5 protein-coding genes are annotated in these 7,712 nt (G+C 36.6%); 3 read left to right on the forward strand and 2 right to left on the reverse strand.

Annotated features, from left to right (window positions below; all coding sequences use genetic code 11):
* Positions 1–114 precede the first annotated feature (114 nt).
* A complete protein-coding gene (locus PVA17_RS18280; protein WP_274068505.1) occupies positions 115–885 on the reverse strand; it encodes a Cof-type HAD-IIB family hydrolase in 771 nt (256 codons plus the stop codon).
* 449 nt (positions 886–1,334) lie between these two features.
* Between PVA17_RS18280 and PVA17_RS18285 the strand changes: the two genes are divergently transcribed.
* Both PVA17_RS18285 and rnjA read left to right on the forward strand, forming a co-directional pair.
* Entirely contained in the window at positions 1,335–1,544 is a 210-nt protein-coding gene (locus PVA17_RS18285; RefSeq protein WP_100543180.1) for a DNA-dependent RNA polymerase subunit epsilon, read from the forward strand.
* Positions 1,545–1,549: 5 nt separating this feature from the next.
* Positions 1,550–3,217, forward strand: a complete 1,668-nt coding sequence (gene rnjA, locus PVA17_RS18290) for a ribonuclease J1 (protein ID WP_132357700.1) — start codon at positions 1,550–1,552, stop codon at positions 3,215–3,217.
* Positions 3,218–3,539: 322 nt separating this feature from the next.
* On the opposite strand, the gene PVA17_RS18295 is transcribed toward rnjA, so the two are convergent.
* Positions 3,540–4,373: a TetR/AcrR family transcriptional regulator gene (locus PVA17_RS18295; RefSeq protein WP_274068506.1), complete on the reverse strand. Its 834-nt coding sequence runs from the start codon at positions 4,371–4,373 to the stop codon at positions 3,540–3,542.
* A 99-nt stretch (positions 4,374–4,472) separates the two neighbouring features.
* Between PVA17_RS18295 and PVA17_RS18300 the strand changes: the two genes are divergently transcribed.
* Positions 4,473–7,562 (forward strand): efflux RND transporter permease subunit, encoded by a 3,090-nt coding sequence (locus PVA17_RS18300; protein WP_274068507.1) that lies wholly within the window; start codon positions 4,473–4,475, stop codon positions 7,560–7,562.
* Positions 7,563–7,712 lie beyond the last annotated feature (150 nt).

Below are 7,712 nucleotides of genomic sequence, written 5' to 3' on the forward strand. Positions count from 1 at the left end.
GCGAAAGCAGAGCGGTAACAATAACAGGATGCAGATCAATTAACCTAAAATCCTTTATTAGCGTGCCGGAGACCTTATTTATTTCAGCGAATGTTTGGACTCCGCTGAAATAAATTAAATAATATTTAATTGGCGCATAATTTTAGCAAGACCATCCTCGTCCACATGCTCTGCTACATGAGTAGCAACAGCCTTTACTCTCTCATGTCCATTCCCCATCGCCACGCCAGTTCCAACAGCTTGCAACATTTCAATATCGTTGAGTCCATCCCCAAAAGCAATCGCATCATTTAACGTCAGCCCTATCTTCTCAAGGACCTTTTCAATACCAGCAGCCTTCGAGCCTCCGTTCGGTAAAATATCACAAGAATAGTGATGCCAGCGTACAAATTGCACGTTTGGAAATGCCTTACGATATAAATGTTCATCTTTTTCTTCCATAAAAATAAGTGTTTGATAAACATCGTTCTGCATATAATAAGTTGAGTCTATAGTTGGATACTCATATTTCAGTGTATTTAGACTTTCTACTACCATATCGTTATTTCCTACGGATGCAACCATACGCTTGTCGTCTAAAAATACTACAGGTTCATTTCGCGCTTCACCAAAGGCAATGATTTTGGCTAATTCATCTTTTCCAACACCATTTGCATAGATAACCTCACCACGATAAACAACATATTGTCCGTTAAATGTCACATACGTATTAATATCTAGCTCTTCTAGTAAGGATTGAATCATGAAAGGTGCACGTCCAGTTGCAATCGCTATCTCATATCCATTACGCCGCGCTTCCAAAAGTGCCTCTTTCGCAGAAGCCGGTAATATTTTCTCACTATTATAAAGTGTACCATCTACATCAAAAAATAATATTTTCTTCATCTTATAGTCCCCTTCATTATGTATTATTCTGCAAGGTTGTTGACTTTACAGAGGCAATATTTTTTATTATAATGATCCTAAGGAGTGATGTGCCATGTTGAAGAAATTCAAACGTAAATTGTTGAAGCAACTTCGCGGCATACTCGGAAAAAAATCAATTGCCTAACATTTGCCCTTCATTATTTGAAGGGCTTTTCTTTATTTTAGAGTAACTGCGTGATAATATAAAGGAAATGCATTTATTTGGCTATGTGCAACCACTGTCTCATTGCATAATTCAATTACACCTTGTTGTAATTACGTCTGGATTGTAACACTGAGAATATAAGAACTTCAAACACCTAATTTCTTCCTTTACTTACTAGAAATTTGCTGTTTTTTCTTGTAGTACGTGTGTGGTATTAGTCAAAGGTGCAATAAAATTGTACGCAATTAAAGGAGAGCAAACTATGATTTACAAAGTTTATTATCAAGAAAAAGCAAATGAAATTCCAGTTCGCGAAAACACTAAAAGTCTATACCTAGAAGCTGCTTCAGAACGCGAAGTACGTGAAAAGCTAAAAGACCGAAACTATAACATCGAGTTCGTTCAATTGCTTGAAGGTAACTATTTAGCCTACGAACAAGCAAGCCCGAACTTTATCTTGGAGGAAATTTAACAAACATGAAGTTTGTTAAAAATGACCAAGCAGCTGTTTTCGCGCTCGGCGGACTGGGCGAAATCGGCAAAAACACTTACGGCGTTCAATTTCAAGATGAAATCATTTTAATTGATGCCGGCATTAAATTCCCAGAAGACGACTTACTCGGTATTGATTACGTTATTCCGGATTATACGTATTTAGTACGCAACGTTGACAAAATTAAAGGATTATTTATTACACATGGACACGAAGACCATATCGGTGGTATTCCCTACTTATTACGTCAAGTAAATGTTCCTGTCTATGGCGGTAAGCTTGCACTTGGTTTGTTACGCAATAAGTTAGACGAGCATGGCTTACTACGTACAACAAAGCTTATCGAAATTAAAGAAGAAGATGTTATTAAGTTCAGAAAAACATCTGTTAGCTTCTTTAGAACAACACATAGTATTCCAGATGCTTACGGAATCGTTGTAAAAACACCACCTGGTAACATCGTGCATACAGGTGACTTTAAATTTGACTTTACACCTGTAGGAGAGCCAGCCAACTTAACAAAAATGGCTGAAATCGGCCGTGATGGCGTACTATGCTTACTTTCAGATAGTACGAATGCAGAAAAGCCGAACTTCACAATGTCAGAGCGTACAGTTGGTAAAAGTATCGATGAAATTTTCCGCAAGGTAGATAGTCGTATTATTTTCGCAACTTTCGCATCTAACATTCACCGTTTACAGCAAGCAACAGATGCTGCAGTAAAATACGGACGAAAAATTGCTGTCTTCGGACGTTCAATGGATAATGCCATTACAATTGGTCGTGAACTAGGCTATATTAATGCACCAAAGGATACATTTATTGATGCCCAAAGCATTAATCGTCTTCCTGCCAATGAAGTCATGATATTATGTACAGGCTCTCAAGGTGAACCAATGGCTGCTCTTTCTCGTATTGCCAATGGTACACATCGTCAAATCCAAATCCAGCCTGGTGACACAGTTGTCTTCTCTTCTTCACCAGTACCAGGAAATACAGTAAGTGTAAATAAGATCATCAACTTACTTTTCCGTGCAGGGGCAGAAGTTATACATGGTGCACTAAATAATATCCATACTTCTGGTCACGGTTCTCAGGAAGAACAAAAATTAATGTTGCGCTTAATGAAGCCTAAATTCTTTATGCCAATTCACGGTGAATTCCGTATGTTGAAAATGCATACGCATCTAGCAGAAGATTGTGATGTTCCGCTTGAAAATACATTTGTCATGGAGAATGGTGACGTGCTAGCATTAAGTGCCAACGAAGCACATGTAGCAGGTCGTATTCCTTCAGGAGACGTTTATATTGATGGCAATGGTATAGGAGATATCGGTAATATCGTATTACGCGATCGTCGCATTCTTTCTGAAGAAGGTTTAGTGATCGTTGTTGTAAGTGTGGATATGGAAAACCAAAAAATCGTTTCCGGTCCAGACATTATTTCACGAGGCTTTGTTTACATGCGTGAGTCAGGTACGATGATTAATGAAGCACAAAAAATGCTAAACCGTCACCTAAACGAGACCATTCAAGGCAAAACTCCTCAATGGACTGAGCTAAAGAATGAAATTACCGACGTTTTAGGACCATATTTGTTTGAAAAAACAAAACGTCGCCCTATGATTTTACCGATCATTATGGAAGTTTAATTATCATAAAAAAACTACGCAAAATTGCGTAGTTTTTTTATTTTCATTTTTTTGGAACCTCTTTGCTCTTTTTTTCGTATAGAGTATGACGACTCTAAAACCATTTCAACAATAATGAATTAGAGTAACACAAGAATGGCTATTCTATCCTTATTTCAACACTGTCAGAAACCATACCCACACTTCTAGTCACCTAGACAATTACTTAATTGCCGCTAACACTTCGAGTTTTCGTACAATATTCTTTAACCTTAACTAAACTTTATCTATCGTTACAGACACTGTATTACATGTAGATAAGTGTACAATCCTATCCTTATGTCTACATATTAAAGTATTTAGCTATTACATAAGCAACCCAACGATAATCTGGCTGCAAGCGTATGTTTTCAATTAAACCTTTTATAATCGGTTTACTATAGGTTGGATTTTCGACTTGTTCTTTTAATAATTCTAGAGACTCGCGTTCTATAGTGTCTATTAAGCCATCTAGATGTTGTTCGATTAATTCTAGTAAAGATTCCTTTGAAAAATCTTCATTACAAGGTTTTGCTGTTAATTGAACGAGTTCCTCGGTCATAAATGGAATCGTTGTATACTTTGCAAGAATTTCTGTCTTTTCAGCTAGAGATTTAGACAATTGATCTAAATCGAGTGGTATATCCGAAAAAATAAAAAGTTCTGAATAACTTTTCATGAATCCTTTAATGCAATACATAACATCATATTTAGTATCGTCAAGTTTGTCCTTATATAGCTGCTCAAGCATATAAATAATCGACTTAGACATCTCGATATCATAGGCAATTATTTTCTGAAACAATTCTTTTTTTGTTAGAAGTACTTTCTCATTAAAAAACACACGAGCAGATGCAGCATGTTTTTTGAAAGCTTGAAAAATACTTTTGTAAAATTCAACCAAAATGATATCTTTACTAAGTGAACTTCTGACTACTTGGTCAACGTCAGTCACAAATTGTTGTAGATAATTCTCTACCATTGAAATTAGAAGCTCGTCTTTTGTTTTGAAAGATAAATAAAATGCGCCTTTTGAAATTCCACATCGTTCTGTAATTTGCTGTACAGATGTAGCTTCAAAGCCTTGTTCTGAGAATAGCTCCAACGCTTTCTCCATAATAAGTTGCTTTTTTAACATACTTTTAATTCTCTCCTAATGTGTTTCATTGACAAATGACCGATTAGTCATTAGTATAAATAACGAAATCTAGTTAGTCAATAAAGGGTAGGTGTGAAGGTGAAAGGTTTAGTTAATTTCGTATTGAAAAACAAATTGGCAGTGTGGTTATTAACAATTATCATCACTGTCTCTGGTATTTATTCAGGTACAAAAATGAAAATGGAATCCATACCTGACATTTCTATACCATATTTAATTGTAATGGGTGTTTACCCTGGTGCAACACCTGAACAAGTAATGAATGAGCTTTCTATACCATTTGAAAAATCAATTGAAAGCTTAGAAGATGTAAAAGCAGTTTACTCATCATCCTCTTCAAACGTAGCACAAGTTCAAGTGGAATATGACTATGGAATTGATATGGATGAGAAAAAACGCCAATTAGAGTCCGCGTTAGAAGGTATAAAATTACCTGACGGTGCTCAAAAACCGACAGTTATGGCAATTAGCATGAATATGATGCCTGTTGTCGCTTTATCGGTTAGTAGCTCTAAGGAAGATATTGTCGGATTAACGTCAACAGTAGAAAACATTCTACTTCCTAAAATTGAAAAAATTGATGGCGTTGCTTCAGCAACTATCAACGGTCAGCACATTAATGAAGTATCATTTAAATATGATAAAGCAAAAATGGCTGCTCTTGGCTTAACAGAGGATTCAGTCAAGCAAATGATTCAAGCAAGTGATATGTCGCTTTCACTTGGTTTATATCAATTTACTGTAGGTGAACAGGCCGTTTCAGTAGACGGTAAAGTTAAATCTATCGATGAGTTAAAAGACTTATTGATTCCAGTTACACCTTCAGCTACAAATCCTTCTCCATTCGTTCGCTTAGGCGATATTGCAACGATTGAAGTCGAAGGTAAAGTACAATCCGTATCACGTACAAACGGCAAAGATGCGATTGCGATTCAAATCGTTAAAGCTCAAGATGCAAATACGGTAAAAGTCGTAAATGCAGTGAAAGATTTAATGCAAGACGAAGAAAAATCATTAGACGGCTTAAAAGTGGATATCTCACTTGACCAAGGTAAACCGATTGAAGATTCAGTGTTCACAATGATTGAAAAAGCAGTATTCGGTGGTGCCATTGCCGTATTAATTATTTTACTATTTTTACGTGATTTCAAATCAACAATTATTTCGATTATTTCTATCCCAGTTTCAGTATTCATGGCATTACTATTATTAAACTGGATGGATATCACCTTAAACATTATGACTCTCGGCGCGATAACCGTGGCGATTGGTCGTGTAATTGATGACTCCATTGTAGTTGTTGAAAATATTTATCGACGTATCCATTTAAAAGATGAAAAACTAACAGGTCGCGCTCTTATTCGTGAAGCGACAATTGAAATGTTCAAACCAATCCTTTCTTCTACATTAGTAACCGTAGCAGTATTCGCCCCACTAATGTTTGTAGGCGGTATGGTTGGTGAATTATTCATGCCGTTTGCGTTAACAATGTCGTTTGCGCTAGGTGCTTCATTAATAGTGGCGATTACAATTGTTCCAGCTTTATCTCACTTCCTATTCCGTAAAAAAATATACGGTGAGAAAAAAGAAAGTCAACATAAAGAAGTTGGTAAACTAGCTCTTTGGTATAAAGGTGTACTAGCAAAATCATTAAATCACAAAATCATTACATCGATTATAGCGATTGTACTGCTTGTTGGTTCTCTTGCTTTAACACCACTTATTGGCTTCAGTTTCATGGGCTCACAAGAAGATAAGGTTATGTACTTAACGTACACTCCTGGTACAGGCGAGCTAATGAAAGATACAGAAGCAAATGTTGCAAAAGTAGAAAAAGAATTAATGAAACGTAAAGACGTTAATATTTTACAAGTTTCGATCAATGACCCTAAACATGTTGATCCTTCGGCAATGATGATGGGTGGCGGTGCCGGTGGTGCCTTAATGTACCTCATCTTCGATCCAGATATGAAGGACTTCCCTGAAGCACGTAAAGAAGTTGAAGATTATGTAACTAACATTGGTCAATCAGGAGAATGGAAATCTCAAAACTTCTCATCAATGTCATCATCTTCAAATGAAGTAAGTTACACATTATATAGTGAAGATTTAGATAAGCTCCGTAAAGCAGTGAAACAAGTAGAAGGCGCACTAAAAGAAGTTGATGGTTTAGAAGAAATTAAGTCTGATACTGAAGATCCATTTGTTGAGAATACTTTAAAAGTAGAGCAAAAAAATGTTCTACAATACGGTTTAACTACTGCTCAAATTGTAATGGCTTTAAATCAAAATACATCACCAGAAGTTCTAACTAAAGTTCAGTATGATGGTGAAGATATTGATGTTCTTGTACAGCATGAAGAAAAAGCTGCCGCTAAATCTCTTGATGATGTATTAGCTACTAAAATTCAAACAGCTTTAGGCACAACAATGACAATCGGTGAGTTAGTAAAAGTAGAAGAAGGCACTACATTAAACTCATTATCTCGCTCAAAAGGTGAATACTTCGCAAAAGTTTCTGGTACGATTGTAGGTGACGATATTTCAAAAGCTACTTCAGCTGCTGATAAAAAAATCGATAAATTAGATTTACCTAAAGGTGTAACGACTGGCGTTGGAGGCGTTGCTGCAGACATGCAAGAAACGTTCACACAGCTTGGAATTGCTATGTTAGCTGCGATCGCGATTGTTTACTTCATCCTAGTAGTAACATTCGGTGAAGGTTTAGCACCATTCGCTATTCTGTTCTCCCTGCCATTCGCAGTAATTGGAGCATTCGTCGGATTATTCGTCACAGGTCAAACAATTTCTGTTTCTGTTATGATGGGACTATTAATGCTAATCGGTATCGTAGTAACAAACGCCATCGTATTAGTAGACCGCATTATTCATATGGAACGTGACGGACTTGCAATGCGCGAGGCCATTTTAGAGGCTGGTGCAACTCGTTTACGTCCAATCCTAATGACTGCCATAGCAACAATCGGTGCGATGATTCCAATGGCACTTGGAAATGGTGGCAGTGGTCTAATTTCAAAAGACCTAGCAATTACAGTAATCGGTGGTCTACTATCTTCAACTTTATTAACATTAGTAGTTGTACCAATCGTTTATGAAATGCTATCTAAAATGTTAAAGAAAAACCGAAAAGACGTTAAAGATAATTAATAAACACATGTAAAAAGGGCTCTCCATTGAAGGAGGGCACTGAAAAAGTCCATATCTTCTCACATCGCGAGGTATTTAACGAGTAAATCGTTGAATACCTCGCTTTTTTCATTTGGCACTGTGACTCTACTGTTGTTTTCCGAAGCATTC

The organism is Lysinibacillus sp. CNPSo 3705 (assembly GCF_028674935.1).
In the GTDB taxonomy this organism is placed as follows: Bacteria; Bacillota; Bacilli; order Bacillales_A; family Planococcaceae; genus Lysinibacillus.

Coding starts and splice junctions, on each gene's coding strand:
- PVA17_RS18280 (WP_274068505.1), bottom strand. CDS start 885: ATGAAGAAAATATTATTTTTTGATGTAGATGGTACACTTTATAATAGT.
- PVA17_RS18285 (WP_100543180.1), top strand. CDS start 1,335: ATGATTTACAAAGTTTATTATCAAGAAAAAGCAAATGAAATTCCAGTT.
- rnjA (WP_132357700.1), top strand. CDS start 1,550: ATGAAGTTTGTTAAAAATGACCAAGCAGCTGTTTTCGCGCTCGGCGGA.
- PVA17_RS18295 (WP_274068506.1), bottom strand. CDS start 4,373: ATGTTAAAAAAGCAACTTATTATGGAGAAAGCGTTGGAGCTATTCTCA.